Source organism: Nocardia brasiliensis ATCC 700358, from assembly GCF_000250675.2.
Taxonomy (GTDB): Bacteria; Actinomycetota; Actinomycetes; order Mycobacteriales; family Mycobacteriaceae; genus Nocardia; species Nocardia brasiliensis_B.
Window position 1 is genome coordinate 2883885 of sequence record NC_018681.1, and the last position, 14945, is coordinate 2898829.

At 68.6% G+C, this 14945-nt stretch carries 14 protein-coding genes; 10 read left to right on the forward strand and 4 right to left on the reverse strand.

Going from position 1 to position 14945, the window contains the following annotated elements; all coding sequences use genetic code 11:
* The first annotated feature begins 70 nt into the window (after nt 1–70).
* Nucleotides 71–703, forward strand: coding sequence for a TetR/AcrR family transcriptional regulator (locus O3I_RS13020; RefSeq protein ID WP_167829135.1), 633 nt, complete (start codon nt 71–73; stop codon nt 701–703).
* On the opposite strand, the gene O3I_RS13025 is transcribed toward O3I_RS13020, so the two are convergent.
* From O3I_RS13025 to O3I_RS13035, 3 genes are all read right to left on the reverse strand, one after another.
* Nucleotides 696–2918, reverse strand: a complete 2223-nt coding sequence (locus tag O3I_RS13025) for an MMPL family transporter (RefSeq protein ID WP_014983387.1) — start codon at nt 2916–2918, stop codon at nt 696–698. The genes O3I_RS13020 and O3I_RS13025 overlap by 8 nt on opposite strands.
* A gap of 335 nt (nt 2919–3253) precedes the next feature.
* Nucleotides 3254–3820, reverse strand: a complete 567-nt coding sequence (locus O3I_RS13030; protein WP_014983388.1) for a hypothetical protein — start codon at nt 3818–3820, stop codon at nt 3254–3256.
* Nucleotides 3821–3919: 99 nt separating this feature from the next.
* Nucleotides 3920–4606 carry an NAD(P)-dependent oxidoreductase gene (locus tag O3I_RS13035; RefSeq protein WP_014983389.1) on the reverse strand — a complete coding sequence of 229 codons (687 nt, stop codon included), beginning with the start codon at nt 4604–4606 and terminating at the stop codon, nt 3920–3922.
* Nucleotides 4607–4693: 87 nt separating this feature from the next.
* Between O3I_RS13035 and O3I_RS13040 the strand changes: the two genes are divergently transcribed.
* Nucleotides 4694–5395, forward strand: coding sequence for a TetR/AcrR family transcriptional regulator (locus O3I_RS13040; RefSeq protein ID WP_014983390.1), 702 nt, complete (start codon nt 4694–4696; stop codon nt 5393–5395).
* 5 nt (nt 5396–5400) lie between these two features.
* Complete coding sequence (locus O3I_RS13045; protein WP_014983391.1) at nt 5401–6354, forward strand: AEC family transporter; 954 nt, start codon at nt 5401–5403, stop codon at nt 6352–6354.
* A gap of 9 nt (nt 6355–6363) precedes the next feature.
* Here O3I_RS13045 and O3I_RS13050 read toward each other — a convergent pair whose 3' ends face one another.
* Entirely contained in the window at nt 6364–7497 is a 1134-nt protein-coding gene (locus O3I_RS13050) for a hypothetical protein (RefSeq protein WP_141692292.1), read from the reverse strand.
* Nucleotides 7498–7635: 138 nt separating this feature from the next.
* Between O3I_RS13050 and O3I_RS13055 the strand changes: the two genes are divergently transcribed.
* Genes O3I_RS13055 through O3I_RS13085 form a run of 7 tightly spaced genes read left to right on the forward strand, consistent with a single transcriptional unit; the run spans nt 7636 to nt 14897 of the window.
* Complete coding sequence (locus O3I_RS13055; protein WP_041562590.1) at nt 7636–9243, forward strand: ABC transporter substrate-binding protein; 1608 nt, start codon at nt 7636–7638, stop codon at nt 9241–9243.
* On the forward strand, nt 9243–10217 hold the full coding sequence (locus O3I_RS13060) for an ABC transporter permease (RefSeq protein WP_141692347.1): 975 nt from the start codon (nt 9243–9245) through the stop codon (nt 10215–10217). Before O3I_RS13055 ends, O3I_RS13060 begins: the two co-directional genes overlap by 1 nt.
* Entirely contained in the window at nt 10210–11067 is an 858-nt protein-coding gene (locus O3I_RS13065) for an ABC transporter permease (RefSeq protein ID WP_014983395.1), read from the forward strand. The genes O3I_RS13060 and O3I_RS13065 overlap by 8 nt, the downstream gene beginning before the upstream one ends.
* Entirely contained in the window at nt 11064–11900 is an 837-nt protein-coding gene (locus O3I_RS13070) for an ATP-binding cassette domain-containing protein (RefSeq protein WP_014983396.1), read from the forward strand. Before O3I_RS13065 ends, O3I_RS13070 begins: the two co-directional genes overlap by 4 nt.
* The gene (locus tag O3I_RS13075; protein ID WP_051066590.1) at nt 11897–12586 is read left to right on the forward strand and encodes an ABC transporter ATP-binding protein; all 690 of its coding nucleotides are present in this window, start codon (nt 11897–11899) and stop codon (nt 12584–12586) included. Before O3I_RS13070 ends, O3I_RS13075 begins: the two co-directional genes overlap by 4 nt.
* Complete coding sequence (locus O3I_RS13080; RefSeq protein ID WP_014983398.1) at nt 12583–13557, forward strand: ornithine cyclodeaminase; 975 nt, start codon at nt 12583–12585, stop codon at nt 13555–13557. Before O3I_RS13075 ends, O3I_RS13080 begins: the two co-directional genes overlap by 4 nt.
* Entirely contained in the window at nt 13548–14897 is a 1350-nt protein-coding gene (locus O3I_RS13085; protein WP_014983399.1) for an alanine racemase, read from the forward strand. The genes O3I_RS13080 and O3I_RS13085 overlap by 10 nt, the downstream gene beginning before the upstream one ends.
* The last annotated feature ends 48 nt before the right edge of the window (nt 14898–14945 follow it).

A 14945-nucleotide genomic window follows, 5' to 3' on the forward strand; every position in this document is an offset into this window, starting at 1 on the left:
CCCTTTTCGCAGGTGGCCGGACCGCGGCGGAATGCCGTGGCAGGGAGCGGCGGCCGGTATCGTTGGTGTGATGTCCGATGCCATTGCCGAGCTTTCCTCGACCTCCTGGGAACGCAGGAAGATCGAGGCGATGGGCCGAATCCAGCGGGTCGCCCTGGATCTGTTCGACGCGCACGGGTACCGGAATGTGACGATCGAACGGGTCGCCGCCGCGGCCGAGGTGTCCCCGAGTTCGGTCTACCGCTATTTCGGCACCAAGGAGATGCTCGTCCTGTACGACGAGGCCGATCCGAAGGTACTCGAGGCGGTCCGGACCGCGGGTGGGCCGCAGACCGTCGCCCCGGCCGAGCTGATCGCGGTCGGGCGGCTGCTGGTCCCGGTGTTGCTCGAGTCGCTGTTAACGGCGGAGGCCGAGCACCGAATCCGGCAGCGGCTGCAGTTCATCGCGGCGGTGCCCGAGATCCGGGCGGGGCAGACCAAACAGATGCGCGAGCTGGAAGACGAGTTCCGAACGCTGGTCGCGGAGCGAACCGGCTTCGGCCCCAACGATCTTCGGGTGCGGATGGCCGCGGCCACCGCGGTCTGGGGCTGCGTCGCGGCGCTGGACCATTGGGCCGGAACGGGTTTCGCCGGACGACTGAAAGACATTTACGCCGAGGCGTTCGGATCGATCATCGACCAGGTCGAGACCATGTTCAGGTAGTCACCCGCTGCACGCGCGACTTGCGTTGCGGCAGCCACCAATTCCAGCGGCCGAACAGCCGCATGAAGGCCGGCACCAGTACCAGTCGCACCAGCACCGCGTCGATCGCGATGGCGACCGCGAGTGCGAAGCCGATCTGCTTGAGTTCCAGTACGTCCGCGGTCACGAAGCTGGCGAACACGGCGACCATGATGGCGGCCGCGGCGGTGATCGGCCGAGCCGTGCGTTGCAGACCGTCGGCGACGGCGGCGGCGTTGTCCCCGTGCACATCCCAGTGTTCCTTCATCCGCCGGATGAGGAACACCTCGTAGTCCATCGAGAGACCGAACAGCACCGCGAACACCAGCATCGGCAGATAGATCTGCAAGAACCCGGTGCTCTGGAACCCGAGCACGCCCGCGCCGACACCGTGCTGGAACACCGCGACGGTGATGCCGAGGGCCGCGCCGGTGGCGAGCAGGTTCATCGCGATCGCCTTGAGCGCGAGCACGATACTGCGGAACGCGACGACGAGGAAGCCGAGCGAGATCGCGAGCACCAGCGTGATCACCCACGGGAAGCGGTCGGTGATCCGGTGCGACACATCGACGAACAACGCGGACGTGCCGCCGATCTTCACCTCGGCGTGCGTCAGAGTCGCTGCGCGGGAACGGATATCGGTCACCAGATCGGCGGATTCGGTCGACTCGAAGGAGGCTTTGGGCACCACGGCCGCGAACATCCTGCCCTGCGCGTACTGCGGCAGTACCGCCGCGATCCGCGGGTCGCGAGAGAATTCGCCGATGAGCCGGTCCGCTTCGTCGCGAGCGTCGGCGGTCAGCGGCGTGTCGGCGGCGCCGGTCGCGACCACCTCGATCGGCGATACCAGACCGGGCGTGAAGTTCTGCTTCACCAACGTGAGCCCTTGGCCCGACGCCCGATCGGTGAGTGATCCGAGGCCCACGTCGACGCCGTAGCGCAGGCCGGTCAGCGGAGCGGCCGCGATCAGCAGCAGCGCGACCCCGGCCGTGCCGAACAGCACCGGCCGCGCCATCACGATGCGGGCCCAGCGCGCCCAACCGCTCGACGCCGTGGCCGCGCGCACCTCGGCGGGCCGCAGGCGTTCGGGGAGCGCACCGCGATTGATCGCGGGCCCGAGCGAGGCGAGCAGGGCGGGCAGCAGCGTGAACGCAGCCGCCATCGTGGCGATCACCGCGGTCACCACGCCGATCGCGACTCCGTTCAGCATGGGCAGCCCGACCACGACGAGGGAGCACAGCGAAATCATCACGATGAGCCCGGAGGCGAGCACGGTCCGTCCGGTGGTGTCCATCGCCGCGCCGACGGCCTGCGCGATGGCGTTGTGCTCCTGCCTGTTTCGGACTCCGCGCCGGGTCAATTCCTCGTTGAACCGGCTGACGATGAACATGCCGTAGTCGATCGCGGTGCCGGTGGCGATCATGGTGGCGACCGAGAGCACCAGCGAGTCGAAGGCGAGGAACGTGGTCAGACCGAACAGCGCGCCGACCGCCACGGCGATACCGGCGGCGGTGACGCTGATCGGTAGCGCCGCGGCGGCCACCGCGCCCAGTGCCAGTACCAGCAGCACCGCGGCGATGGGCACGCCGAGCGCCTCGCCGCGTTGCAGATCCGCCGTTTCGATCTCCATCAGATCGGCCTGGATCGGCGCGTAGCCGGTGAGCACGGCCTGTGCGCTCGCGTCGGATCCGGCGGCGAGCGCGGCGCGCAGTTCCCGGACGACGTCGACCCGCTCGGAGATGTCGCCGTCGAGGCCGACGACGGCGAAGGCGGTGTGCCGGTCGGCGGCGATCTGGGCGGCATTGCCGTCGAACGGGCCGACGGCGCCGGCGACGCCGTCGGTCTGCCGGACCGTGGCCAGGGTGCGCTCGATCGCCGCACGGAACTCCGGCGCCTCCACCGTCGCGGTGTCGGAATGGAAGACGATGAGGTCCTGCTCGGTGCCGAACTGGGCGAAGTGCTCGGCGACCAGCTTGCTCGCCGCGACAGAGTCCGAACCCGGCACGGAGTAGTCGGGGGTGCCGAGCCGGGCGTGCAGGGCGGGGTAGGTCGCGCCGCAGGCGATGACCAGCAGCACCCAGACGGCGAGCACGATCCGGCGATGCCTGGCCATCGCCATGCCCCAGCGACCGGCGGCACCCCAGCGCGGCGTGGCCCGCGGGGGTTGCGGCCGTTCGAGGATGGTCGGTTGCGCCATCGCCCCTCCCAGGGTTCGCTACCTGACAGTCACTATCAGGTTCTTTCGGCCAGCATACGAATACTGAGGGAGTAGAAGCAAGAGACTCTCAGCTTGTGGCAGTGGTCCGATTCGCTGGAGCAGTGCGCGCCCGGGCTCGTGCCATTTGACGGCGTGCTGCCGCCGGACGATCCGTCCGGTCGCGATCGGCCATGGTGTGGAACCGCGATCGGCGGCCGTGTGGGACCGTGATCCGCCCGCCGCCGATAGGTGAAATGAGCCCGCCGCCGACGTGGCATGATCCGGTGCGGCAGGTGCAGTCGCGGATCGCCGGCACGCCGGCGGCGGGCTCGAATTCAGTTGTCCGCGTGGTGCATCAGCCGGGGCTGGACGCGCCGCGACGGTTTCGTCGTGCCTCCTCGGGTCACCTCCGGCGGGCCGGTCGGCCGGCTGGTCCACCCGACCGGCTGTGCCGTGGTGAGCACGACGACCTGGATCTGCTCCAACCGCAGCCCCAGCCCGGCCAGCCGGGCGATCACGCCGAGCCGGTGTTCCGGCAACCCCGGGCGGACCGCCAAGGGTTCCCGGCCGGGCCGGCGCAGCACGTAGGTCCGCCGTTCGAGGTCGAACTCGAGCGGCGCACCGTCGCGCACCGCGCGGTAGGCGTCGAGATCCAGGGTGGTGTGCTGGACCGGGTCGATCATCATCGCCTCGATCAGCCGCTCGGCATGTGCCAGCCGCATCGCCCGATCGTCCGGTTCCATCCACTCCACCCGCTGCGCCACCCGCCACCGATAGTCCTCGGCGGCGGCGCGGAGCAGGTACCGATGCCGCTCGATCTCTGCCGCCAGCTCCACCAGCCGCTCGAGATCGACATGCATCGGGTCGCGCGGGTCGGGTGTCGAAGCTGGGACATCAGGCATTGCGCCTCCTCGTTCGAGTGCCAATTACCTTTCGCGGCAACTCGATCGACGTCCGACCTGAGAACTATTCTCCCCTAGGGGTACGACAAGTTTCGGCGCTCAGTAGCCGACGGTGAAGCGCCGCTGGACGAACCGTGGTTGTTCGGCTTCGTCGAGCAGCGCGACGGCGATGTCCTCGGCCGAGATGTCGCCCGCGCCGGGAGCCGGGGACAGCAGCTGGTCGCCGCCGACGCGGAAGCGCCCCGTGCGCTCGCCGGGTTCGATCCGGCCCGCGGACGGACTGAGGTAGGTCCAGTGGCGATCGGACAGCCGATAGACGTTCAGGCTGTCCCGCAATGCGCGTACGACCTCGATGTATTCCGCCGGTACCGCCAGCACCTCGGTCAGGGTGCGGGTGAAATCCGTTCCGGTGTCGACCAATTGGCGACCGGGCGCGACCTCCAGGCTGCCCGCGCCGCCGACGGCGATCACCCGGACCCGCGGCTGCCGTTCGAGCGCGCGCACCATGGCCTGCGCGCCGGTGACGAAATCGCTTGCGTGGGCGATGGTGTCGGCGATGTCGCGCCCGGCGTTCACGGCGCTGATCACCACGTCGGCGCCGGTGATGGCGGTGGCGATGCTGTCGGCGTCGAGCCAGTCGGCCACCCGCCAGCTGACTCCGGCCTGTTCGGCCGGGATCCGGGCCGCGTCCCGGGTGAACGCGGTCACGCGGTGTCCCCGCCGGGTGGCCTCGGCGACGACCCGGCTGCCGATGACACCGGTCGCCCCGAAAATTCCGATTTCCACGAACTCTCCCTCAACGCTGTTCATTTACTACACGCCGTTCAGTAACAGCACGGACGATAGTAGCCAAACGCTGTAGAGTGTCAAACCGTGGTCGAGGCAGTCAGGAGTCGCAGAGAGCGGTTACGTGCGCAAGCGTCCGACGAGATCAAGGCGATCGCCTTGCGGTTGCTCGCCGAGGGTGGTCCGGACGCGGTCTCGCTGCGCGCCATCGCCCGCGAGATGGGTATGACCGCGGGCGCCATCTACGGCTACTACGCCACCCGGGACGACCTGATCTCCACGCTGATCTCCGATGTCTACACCGCGCTGGTCGATCGGGTCGAGGCCGCGCGCGACGCGGTTCCCGCCGCCGACCCCGCGGGACGAATTGTCGCGTGGGGGGAGACCGTGCGCGACTGGGCGGTCGCGCACGCCGCGGAGTTCCGGCTCATCTATGGCGATCCGGTGGCCGGGTACCAGCCACCGCCCGGCGGGCCCGCGACGGCAGCCGAACTGCGGGCGTGCACCGGGCTCGTCGGCTTGGCCGCGGCGGCCTGGCCGCGCGCCGCGGCACGGCAGACGGCCGGCGACGAGGACTGGTCCGATTTCGATGCGGGCCTGGTCACCCACGTGCGCAACGATTTTCCCGACCTGCCGCCCGCGGCGCTGAGCCTGGCGCTGCGGATGTGGGGCCGGATGCACGGGCTGATCGCACTCGAGGTCTACGGTCACCTGGTGCCGCAATCGCAAGATCCCGCGAAGCTCTATCACGCCGAAATGCTGGACCTGGTCCGGTCGCTCGGGCTCTAGCCGGGATGAGCGAGATCGCGACGACTATCGGCAAGCTCGCGCCGGTGGCGCTGGTGTTCGGCGGCGGCGTCGTCTTCGCGCGGCGCAAGATCATCGGCGCCGAGGTCTCGAAGGCGTTCTCCGACTTCGCGTTTCTGTTCGCGATTCCCTGTTATCTGGCCGGGGCCCTGTATTCGAGCGACCTCGGGCGGCTGTTCGATCCGCGCGCCATCGCCGCGTACCTGGTCACCGCGTTGGCCGGCACGCTAATCGTCGGGTTCTGGTCGCGGCGCGTGACCGGCGCGGACAGCAGGGGAATCGCGCTGCGCATCATGGCCGGGGTGCAGGTGAACACCACCTATTTCGCGATTCCGGTGTTCGTGCTGCTGTTCGGTGACGCCGCGCCGATCTTCCCGATCATCCTGCTGCAGGTCTGCGTGCTCACCGTCGTGGTCATCGCCGTCATGGAATTCGGTGCCGGACAGAATGATCCGGGCGGGCAGCGGCCGATCGCCGCCGCGGTGCGCGGGATTCGCGCCGCGCTGCTGACGCCGATCGTGGTGGCCTGCTACCTCGGTATCGGCGCGAACGTGGCCGAAGTGCCGGTGCCGCAATGGCTGCTGGACACGCTGGCCTTCGCGGGCAACGCGGCCGCGCCCATCGCGCTGTTCGCGATCGGCCTGCACCTGGGCGGTTCCGGCCTGCGCCTGCGGGCCGCGGCGCGCGACGAGTACGCGCTGATCGCCTTCAAATGTTTGGTCTTTCCGCTGCTCGCGCTGCTGGTCTGCAAGTATCTCTTCGGTATTCGCGGTGCCTGGCTGACGTATTCAGTGTTGATCGCCGCCATGCCGTCGCCGCAGAATCTGTTCATCTTCGCCCAGCGCTATGAGACGGATATCGATCTGGCGGCGTCGATTGTCGCGAAGACCTCGCTGGTGGCGCTGCTGCTGTTGCCTGGATGGTTGCTGCTGGCCCGGTGAGTGGGCCGGTCAGATGCCGAGGTACCCGACCGTGGCCGCGAACATGATCGCGGTGAACAGCGGCCAGAACAGGACCTTGGGCAGCAGGTTGTCCCGCCAGGCCAGCGCCTTGCCGAAGGTGCCGTGCAGCAGCAGGGTCGCGTTGAGCGCCACGAGCAGGGTCATCACGTACAGGGTGAAGTACCAGTATTCGATGTAGGAGATGCCCGCCGAGCCCACCTCGGTGCGGGCCGCGTTGTCGTTGACCGCCACCACCAGCACGGTGGACACCGAGAAGGTGATGATCGCGAACGCGGTGAAGCCGGAGATCGGCCGCCGGTCCGGGTCGGTGGTGATGACGAACAGCGAGAGGAACATCAGCACCGCCAGCAGCAGCACCGGCACAATCCGGCCGAGCAGCGGTCCGAGCAGCCCGCGGGTGACGCCGACGTTGAAGTACAGCTCGTCGGTATTGGCCAGCCCGGGATGGGTGAGCATGCTGTACGCCTGGTGGTTGAGGCTCCACACGGTGTACTCCGGCTCCCAGTCGCCGAAGACCAGGCCGGGGTCCAATCCGTTGAGCGCGTGCGGGTCCCACGGCGGAAACGATTCGAACGAGGGCACCAGCTGCACCTGATGGATCATGTCGACCGGGCGCATGCGCAGCCAGATGTCCTGGTGGTCGAGCGGGTAGTCCTGATAGTGGAACTGCTGGCGGATGACGGTGGAGAACGACCAGACCACCACGCGCCAGTCGCCGAGCGGGTACTCGAACACCTTCTTGGGGCTGTGCGGGTCCTCGGCCTCGAGCAACTGCACGCCGATCTCGATCTCCGCCGGGAAGTCGGCGGGTATGTGCTGCCAGATGTGTCCGACCGCTTTGACGTTGTGCGCGTTGACGAACTGCAGCGAGTTCACCAGCACGCCGGTGGAGAGCCGGGGGACGTGCCGGTCCTGCGGCAGGTTCGGCCGCACCGCCGCCTCGGCCTCGGCGTAGGACGACACCGTGGTGCCGATCTCCGCGACCGGTGCGTGCTTGCTCGCCGCGTGCGTCCACGAGTACACGGTGCCCGCGGCCAGCAGCAGGGATACCGCCGTGGCGGCGAGCCACAGCAGCAGCTTCCACTTCGATACCAAGCCCGAGACCGCATCCCTGATCGGCACAGCCTGGAGATTAGCTCGCCAGTAGCCGATCGAGCGGTATTCGGACATCGGCGGACATGTCGCGTCCGGCTCGACGGGTGTGTCCGGTTTCACTGAAAATGCTAATGAAAATCATTACCAGTAGTCTACGATGCTGACATGGCTTTGTTTCGGATCGGGATGTGTGCTGCCGCAACGGCATTCGTAGTAGGGCTGACCGCATGCTCGGCGCCGGGGGAAAAATCAAGCGATCCGGATCAATTCGTGGTGATCGACACCGAGGAACTCGGCGACTTCAGCCCGCTGCTCGGCGCGGGGAAGAACGGCGAGTCGAAGATCTTCGAAAGCCTGTACCGGATCGAGGAGGGCGTGACGGATCGGATCCCGGCGGCCGTGCCGGTGCTGGCCGTGGGCGCGCCGGAGCCGGTCGGCGGCGACCTGTCCCGCTGGCGGGTGCACACCAGAACCGGGGTGCGTTTCTCGGACGGCACCACGTTCGGGCCCGAAGACGTTGTCGCGACCTACAACTCGTTGATCGACCCGGCGTTCGCCGCACCGATCGCCGCGGACTACGACTTCCTGAAACGGGCAGTGCAGACGGGGCCGGATACCGTCGAGTTCGAATTGTCCGGCGCCTACGCCGATTTCGACCATCGACTGTTCCTGGCGATCGCGCCGTCCGAAGCTTTCGCCACCCCGGGACCCGCGGATCGGGCCGAGCTGAACCGGCATCCGATCGGGACCGGACCGTACGTCCTCACCGAATCCCGCCCTGATCAAATCATTCTCACCGCCCGTGACGATTACTGGGGCGAGCGCGCCCAGGTGCGAAAGTTCGTGGTGCGCCGCAGTGACGACGACAACGCCAGAGCGAGTCAACTGCGTGACGGGGCCGACGGCACGGTGCTGCCGCCGGAGCTGGCCCCCGCGGCGGCCAAGGACGGCTATCGGGTCGTTTCGGCGGTGGCCGACGATTGGCGCGCCATCACCCTGCCGACCGGCAATCCGGTCGCGGGTGACCCCGCGGTCCGCAAGGCCTTGAACTTCGCCGTGGACCGTAAGGCCATGGTGGAGCACATCCTCGGCGGGCACGGTGCGCCGATGTCCACCCTGATGGGCCCGGTATACGGCGAGAACTACGACCCCGCACAGGATTTCGGCTTCGACCGGGGCGAGGCGGCGCGGTTGCTGGACGCAGCGGGTTGGCGGCTCGGTGCGGACGGCATCCGGGAACGGGACGGGCGGCGCGCAAGTTTCGAGATCGCCTACTATCCGACGGAAGTGCTGCGCCGCGATCTGACGATGGCCGTGGTCTCGGACGCGAAGAAGGTCGGCATCGAGATCACCCCGGTCGCGGTCGACAAGAAGAAGATGACGCCGGAGTACCTGGCGCAGACCCCCTTCATGCTCGGTGGCGGCGGCCAGCCCTACACGGTGGACAGTCAGCTCTACACCAAACTGCATTCCCGCTACGCCGCACCGGGTGTCGGCTCCAAGTGGGACAACGCCTCGGACTACGTGAACCCGAAGATCGATCAACTGCTCGATGCTGCCCGCGGCGAGACGAACGGGCAGCGGCGGGCCGAGCTGTACCGGCAGCTCCAGGCCGAATACCACAGCGATCCCGCGATGCTCGCGCTGGTCAGTACGAACCACGTCTACGTGCTGCGCGACAATGGCTGGCGGGTCACACCGACTGCGCTGGAACCGCATTCGCACGGCGTCGCGTGGGGTCCGTGGTACGGGCTCGCGCGCTGGACCCGGTGATGGGTGGTAGAGCGGGCAGGTTGATCGTGCGCCGGCTCATCGTCGCGGTACCGCTGGCCGGAGCGGTCTCGCTCGCCGTGTTCGCGCTCGCGGCGGCCAGTCCGTTCGACCCGCTGGACGCCTACCTCGGCGCGCACGGGGACGGCTTCGACGAGGCGCAGCGCGCGGCGCTGCGCGAGCGACTCGGGTTGGACCGCAGCTGGTTCGACGCGTGGTGGTCCTGGCTCGGTGACCTGATGAGGGGCGAGCTGGGCACCTCCCGGTCCTACCGGCAGCCCGTCGCCGAGGTGCTCGCCGAGCGGCTGCCCTGGAGTGTGCTGCTCGGCGTGCTCGGCGGCGCGGTGGCGCTGGTGCTCGCCGCCGCACTCGGCGCGTGGGCCGGGCTGCGCCGCGACGGCTTTGCCGATCGGATCATCAGCGCGAGTGCCGTTGTGTTGCAGTCCGTTCCGCCGTTCGTGCTGACGCTCGGCGCGGTGCTGGTCTTCGCGACCACCCTGCGCTGGTTTCCGGCCTCGGGTCTGACCGACCCCGGTGGCGGCGTCGGTGTCGGATCGACGGCCCGGCATCTCGTGCTGCCCGCAGTGCTGCTCGGGGTGACGCAACTGCCCTGGCTGGTGCTCGGCCTGCGGGAGACCGTGGCGAACAGCCTCGACAGCGACGCCGTCACCGGGGCTAGAGCACGGGGATTGCCGTGGCGGGTCATCGCTTTCCGGCATGTGCTCCCGGTGTCGGTCGCGCCGTTCTTCGCGCTGTGCGGCGCCAGGCTGCCGGAGCTGGTGGTCGGCGCCACGGTGATCGAGACGGTGTTCAGCTGGCCGGGTGTGGGCGCGGCGACCGTGACCGCCGCCCGCGCACTGGATTTCCCGTTGCTCGCCGCGCTGACGCTGCTCGTCACGGCGGTGGTGCTGCTCGGCAATCTGGCCGCCGATGCGATCGGCGTGGCCATCGATCCGCGGATCGACGCCGATGGATGAGCTGCTGACCGCCCGGCGGTCGTCCCGGAAACAGTGGCGTGCAACGGTTCTCGTGCTCGCGGTGGGCGTGCTGGTGCTCGCGGTGCTGTACGCCGGGCTGGTGCCGCTGCTGCGGCCGGTCGACAACGCGCTGGTCGATTTCTCGATCAGCAGGCGGCCGCCCGGTCTGGACTTCCCGTTCGGCACCGACAGCGCCGGGCGTGACGTGTTCGTCCGCGTCGCCGAGGGCATGCGCGTCTCGCTGCTGATCGCGACGGCCGCCGCGCTCGGATCGGCGCTCCTCGGCCTGCTGGTCGGGGTGAGCGCGGGGGCGTTCGGCGGCTGGTGGGATCGGATCGCGATGCGCGCGGTGGACACGATGAACTCGCTGCCGAGCCTGCTGCTCACTCTGCTGGTCGTGGCCATGTATCGCGGCTCGGTGCTCGCCATCGTCGTCGCGCTCGTGCTCACCCATTGGACCTCGGTGGCCAGGGTGGTGCGGGGTGAGGTGCTGGCGCTGCGGCACGCCGAATTCGTGCAGGCGGCCCGATTGCGCGGCCTGCCCGGATGGCGCATCGTCCGGCGGCACTTCATCCCGCCCGCCCTCGGTCAGGCGCTGGTCGGCGTCGTGCTGCTGATCCCACACGCGATCTGGCACGAGTCGACGCTGTCGTTCCTGGGCGTCGGCCTGCCGCCGCACCGGGCCTCGCTCGGCACGCTGCTCTCGGACGCGCAGGCGTCGATTCTGCTGGGGGACTGGTGGTTACTGGTCTTTCCGGCCGGGGTGCTGGTGCTCGTCGCGCTGGCGGTATCGGTGGTCGGCAGGCATTGGCAGCGCAGCGGTCAACTGCGCCACGAGGTGTCGGCATGACGGGGGCGACGTTGACGTTGCAGCGTGTGTCTGTGCGAATCCCGCTGGGTCCCGGCCGCATCGTGCACGCGGTCACCGAGGCGGACCTGGTCGTCGCGCGCGGCACGGTACACGGATTGATCGGCGAATCGGGCTCCGGGAAATCCATGCTGTCCGCGACCGTCACCGGATTGCTGCCGAAACGAGCCCGCATGACCGGCACCGTCGCGCTCGAGGCCGACGGCAGGACCTACTCCGCAGCGGATATCCGGCAGGCACGGGGACGCACCGTGGCGTGGGTCCCGCAGTCGGCGATGACGTACTTCACGCCGGTCCGGCGGCTGGGACCGCAACTGGCCGAAACGATCCGGTACCTGGGCACCGCGCACGAGCCGGGCGACCTGCTGCACCGGGTCGGTTTGACCGCGGACGTGCTGCGCCGGTACCCGCACGAGCTCTCGGGCGGTATGGCGCAGCGGGCGGCGCTGGCGTTCGCACTGGCCGGTGATCCCGCGCTCATCATCGCCGACGAACCGACCTCGGCGCTCGATGCCGCGCGGGCGGCCGCGATCCTGGGCCTGCTCGGCGAATTCGCCGCGGCGGGCGGCAGCGTACTGCTCGTCACGCACGACCTGACGGCCCTGCGCACCGCGAAGATCTGCACGGACATTTCGGTGATGTACGCGTCCCGGATCGTCGAAACCGGCAGTGCCGAGCGGATCCTCACCGCGCCTGCGCACCCGTACCCGAAGGATCTGCTGGCCGCGCTGCCCGAGAACGGTTTGCACCCACTGCCGCATCGCACACCGGAACTGGTGAACCTGCCCGCGGACTTCCGCTATGGAGCGACATGACCAGAAGATTTCTTGCGGCAGAAGCTGTTTCGGTGCGACTGGGCGGTCGCCCGGTGCTCGACCGGATCTCGCTCGAGCTGGCTCGTGGTGAGGTCGTGGGGTTGACCGGGCCCTCCGGGAGCGGCAAAACGACACTCGCGCAGGTACTGTCGGGCCTCCGCAAACCCAGCGGCGGCCGGGTCGTCTGTGACGGGAGTCCGTTGCCCCGGCGGCACACCGGACGCATCGCGATGCTGTTCCAGTCGCCGCGGCGGTCCTGCGATCCGCGCCTGACCTTGCGCCAATCCATCGCCGAACTCGCGCGCGGGCCGGTGGCCTGGGAGAGCGTGCTCGAATCCGTCGGCATGACACCGGATCTGCTCGACCGGTATCCGGCGCAGGTTTCCGACGGTCAGTTGCAACGGGCCGCCGTCGCGCGGGTGCTCGCGTCCGAGCCCGACTACCTGCTGTGCGACGAGATGACCTCGATGCTCGACCCGGCTACCACCGCCTCGGTCGCCCGCACCGTGACCGCCTTGGCGGCCACGGGTGTCGGCGTGCTCTTCATCAGTCACGACATCCCCCTGTTGAGCGTGTGCGCGGATCGGCTGGTGCGCTTGGGGGACAACCTTTCTCCCGTGTCCGGGGCGGCAACGTCGTCGCCCGGACCGACCGTTGATTCGACCGACGACATCGGAGTTCTATGAGCAACGCACTGCATATCCTCACCCGCACCGATCTGGCCGATATCGATCTGACGCCCGCCGAGGTCATCGATCTGGTCGAGGAGGGTTATCTGGCGTACGCGCGCGGCGAATCCCGGTGCCCGGTCAAGCTGATGATGCCGATTCCTAAGGTGGAGCGGGACGCGGTGTCGTATTCGATGCTGGGCTACGACAGTTCGCTGGAACAGATCGGTTTCAAGACGTCCTACCGACAGGGCAGTGAAAGCGCGGACAAGTACTACACCACGATCAGCCTGTACGACGACACCACAGGGCTGCCGTTCGCCTTCATGGACTGCCAGCGGGTCGGTGCCGCCCGGACCCCGGCGACGACGGCCATCACCGCGAAACACTGTGCCCGCGAGGGCGCGACGAAGGCCCTGATGATCGGCACCGGGGTACAGGGGCGCAACACCTTGCCGTACCTGCTCACCGCGCTACCGGACCTTCAGGAGTTGCGCCTGTTCGGTACCCATCCGGACGGTATCGCGGAAACCCTTGCCACCATGCGGCGTTGGTATCCGGACCGGAAGATCGAGCTGGTCGGCGACGTACCCACCGCGGTCGCCGATTCGGATATCGTCGTCGTCGCCTCCGGGCGGGCAGCGCATCCGAAGGTACGCACCGAGTGGTTGCCGCCGGGCGGTTTGCTGATCTCGGTGGCCAGCAAAGGCGTCGAGAGCGGCGCGCTGCGCGCGGCGGACTACGCGATCGCGACCAGTGCGGGGCAGCTGGGCGTCACCGGCACCCGGCTGGCCGGGCCCGACGGACCGGTGATCGACGCCGAACTTCCGGACATCGTGGCCGGACGGGCACGCGGGCGGATCGGCGCGGACGATCGGGTGTTCGCCTTCGCCAGCGGCATGATCATCACCGATATCCCGGTCGCGCACGCGCTGGCGACCCGGGCGGTGGCGGCGGGACGCGGACAGCGGGTGGAACTGTGGTCGTGAACACCGCACCGGTCGAACTCCCCGGTCTGCCTGCGCTGGAACAGAAGTGGCAGCAGCGGGTGCGCGCGGACCGGCACCTGCTCTTCGATATCCGGCACGCGCTGGGTGGCCCGTTCCACGTCGTCTACCCGGAGCAGTTCGCCGACAACCTCAGGTCGTTCCAGCGGATCTTCACCGCACGCGGTGTGCGCGGCCAGGTCTATTACGGCAAGAAGGCCAACAAGGCCGGCTGCTGGCTGTCCGAGATCGCCGATCTGGGCGGGGCGGTCGACGTGGCGAGCGAACCGGAACTGGTGCACGCGCTGGCGCACGGTGTCCGCGGGCGCGACATCGGGGTGACGGGTGCCGCGAAAACCGATGCGCTGCTGCGCCTGGCCGCCCGCCACGACTGCGTGATCGCCATCGACGCGCTCGACGAACTGGATCGGATCGCCGAGATCGCCCGGCAGGCCGGGCCGGTACGGATCTTGTTGCGGCGGCTGCCGCCCAACGCCCCGCACAGCCGGTTCGGTTTGTCCGCAACCGATCTCGATCGCGCGATCGAGTTGTGCGTGCGGCTGCGGCCGCGGGTGGAACTGATCGGGTTCTCGTTCCATTTGGACGGCTACGCGGTCGCGCCACGCGCCGAGCTCGCCGACGAGCTGATCCAGCTGTGCGTGCGGACGCGGGCGCGGGGAGTGCCCGTCGACACGATCTCGATCGGGGGCGGATTCGCCTGCCGGTATGTGCGCGACGACGATTGGCGTACCTTCGTCGAACAGCGCCGCGACGACTGGTTCCACGCCGGAAGACAATTCGACAAGTTCTATCCCTACGCCCAGGACCCGACCGGCGCCGCCATGCTCGACGCCGTGCTGGCCACCCGGTTCGGTGCCCGATCCCTGGCGGAGAACTTGCGGGACAACGATATTCAGCTCTTCATCGAGCCGGGCCGCGCCTTGCTGATCGATGCGGGATTCACGGTGTTCCCGGTGCTCGGTTACAAACAGAACGCCGATTACGGCATCACGACCGTGCATGGGCTCAGCATGAGCGTCTCCGAGCAGTGGAAGGGCAGCGAGTTCCTGCCCGACCCGATCCTGGTGCCGCGCAAGCAGATCGCCGCCGCCGTACCGGTCGCCACCTGTGTCGGCGGCGCCAGCTGCATGGAGTACGACGTGCTCACCTGGCGCAAGGTCCGTGTGGCGCAGCGACCCGAACCCGGTGACCTGCTGTTGTATCCGAACACGGCGGGCTATCAGATGGACAAGAACGAGAGCGAGTTCCATCAGCTCCCGTTGCCGCCCAAGGTTGTCGTCACCGAACAGGAGGACCGGTGGTTGTGGCGTTTGGACAAGTAGAAGCGGACGCGACGACGGTGCGTCCGGTCGGCCGCGCCACCGTGCATC

Coding starts and splice junctions, on each gene's coding strand:
- O3I_RS13020 (WP_167829135.1), top strand. CDS start 71: ATGTCCGATGCCATTGCCGAGCTTTCCTCGACCTCCTGGGAACGCAGG.
- O3I_RS13075 (WP_051066590.1), top strand. CDS start 11,897: ATGACCAGAAGATTTCTTGCGGCAGAAGCTGTTTCGGTGCGACTGGGC.
- O3I_RS13045 (WP_014983391.1), top strand. CDS start 5,401: ATGAGCGAGATCGCGACGACTATCGGCAAGCTCGCGCCGGTGGCGCTG.
- O3I_RS13065 (WP_014983395.1), top strand. CDS start 10,210: ATGGATGAGCTGCTGACCGCCCGGCGGTCGTCCCGGAAACAGTGGCGT.
- O3I_RS13025 (WP_014983387.1), bottom strand. CDS start 2,918: ATGGCGCAACCGACCATCCTCGAACGGCCGCAACCCCCGCGGGCCACG.
- O3I_RS13055 (WP_041562590.1), top strand. CDS start 7,636: ATGGCTTTGTTTCGGATCGGGATGTGTGCTGCCGCAACGGCATTCGTA.
- O3I_RS13070 (WP_014983396.1), top strand. CDS start 11,064: ATGACGGGGGCGACGTTGACGTTGCAGCGTGTGTCTGTGCGAATCCCG.
- O3I_RS13060 (WP_141692347.1), top strand. CDS start 9,243: ATGGGTGGTAGAGCGGGCAGGTTGATCGTGCGCCGGCTCATCGTCGCG.
- O3I_RS13080 (WP_014983398.1), top strand. CDS start 12,583: ATGAGCAACGCACTGCATATCCTCACCCGCACCGATCTGGCCGATATC.
- O3I_RS13030 (WP_014983388.1), bottom strand. CDS start 3,820: ATGCCTGATGTCCCAGCTTCGACACCCGACCCGCGCGACCCGATGCAT.